This is a genomic window from Tannerella forsythia (genome assembly GCF_003860135.1).
Classification (GTDB): Bacteria; Bacteroidota; Bacteroidia; order Bacteroidales; family Tannerellaceae; genus Tannerella; species Tannerella forsythia_A.
In genome coordinates, this window is record NZ_RQYN01000112.1 from 1 (window position 1) to 1780 (window position 1780).

General features: G+C 48.6%; 1 protein-coding gene. It reads left to right on the forward strand.

What is annotated here, in order from left to right:
• On the forward strand, positions 1-1780 hold a 1780-nt coding region (locus EII41_RS14230), incomplete at both ends, for a hypothetical protein (protein WP_185711927.1).

Below are 1780 nucleotides of genomic sequence, written 5' to 3' on the forward strand. Positions count from 1 at the left end.
AGGCAAATACCATTGCGATATGGTAGATGATGAGAATCAGGCCCGTCCTCTTATGCTGGACTTCTCGAAGGCTGTTGGCCCTGCTCCGATTTCGATTGCACAAGGCGGTTTTGCTGCGGTAGCCTCGGACTATATCGATGTGTATAAGACGATGAATTATAAAGGAGGTTCCGGTTCGGGCATGAGCAGTGTACCGGGTACAGGGACGCTTCACGGCGAGCACGTAGCCGGTTACGGTTTGTATATGAAGACGCAGGGAAATAAGAACAACTGGAATACGAATATCCTGAAACATATTCCGAAATGCCCGATGGGTTGTGAAGGCGGATGTGACAAAGGAGATTACCTTCACATGGTATCTCGTATGACGTTCCACAGCGACGCGCGTATTTTTGCAAACGGACAGAAAGTGTACTTAGGTTCTCCGGTGATCGAAGTATTCGGAGACCTTGAGCTTAATACAGAGGATGAGTCGGGTAATGGTACGGAGATCGTACTTCAGGCGGATAGTTTGATTTTGCACGACAGTCTGATCGTCAGCGGTAATAAGTTGAAATACCGTTCATGGAGCGGTATCAACGGGGATAAACCGATCATGAAGTTCGGTTACAGCCGTCGTACTCCTCCTGTACAGGAGTATAAGTATAAAAATATCGAATGTGCTCCGTGCTACAGCTATATCCCCGGCAGCACGGATCCGCAACATATGCTCGATACGATCACGATCAAGTTCAAACAGGGAGACGCGTATGTGGAACGTTTGAACACGGCTGTGTTCGACCATACGGTGCTTACGTTCGTGACGGATTCTTTCGATCACGCGCAAGGTCCTCCTATTTTGGACGCTCGGTTCTTTATCGATACGATGAAGGTACGGAATCAGGTAGTGCTTTACGCGGATAAGAAGCATACCCGTAACGCACACTTCGAATTGATCTCGGAAGAACAGAAACAGTCGAAGGACTATGCGGGTCTTTATGTCAGACATTACCATATGGAACCGATCGGTGCCTGCGGTCGCAATTACAGCGAGCTTTGGCTTACGAAGTTGGAAAACAAAGCGCTTGACGTGATCACGACGTCGACATTCGGCGGGTTCGGTTACCAGCATTCGGATGTACATGTGGAAATAAAGGCTCATCTGAGTCCCGGGTTCACTTCGCTTCGTTTGCGCGGGCAGTGCTACGAACAGAAATGCGGAACGCTCAAGATGAAAGACCTTCGTTTGGACGGTGGTGCTCAGCTTCACTTCTCGGTAGGAACGACGAAGGGTATCAACGGGGAGTACAGCGACGCGATCGATGTAGAGAAATTGACGACGTACGGTACGGTGGATGTGAACATCGAAGTTCGTCCTTGCGAAAGAATGATGAACCGTTGTTATCCGATCATCTATTACAAATCTCAGACACCGGGTAGCTTGAAGAATCTGAATTTGGTACCGAAGAGGATCAAGATCGACGGAGAAGAAGTTCCTCTTGTGCTTGATACATCGACCGAAGGAGTGGTTTATGTGTGTGTCGGCAATGTCGCACCTCCGACAGTGGTTCACTCTGTAACGATTCCGTCGATAGCGGGTGTAACGACAACTCCTGCGGCCGGGATTGCTTATGCGGTAGGTCATTCGAACTTCGAGTTCAAGGCAAAATATTCTACGGAAAAACCGTTCGTTGTACGTACGAACCGTATGTTTAATGGGGAGGCTGAGGTTCTTGAAGGGAAGAAGAATTCGAACGGCGAGTACGAGTATGTAATCCGTCAGGTTACACAGAATATCGTT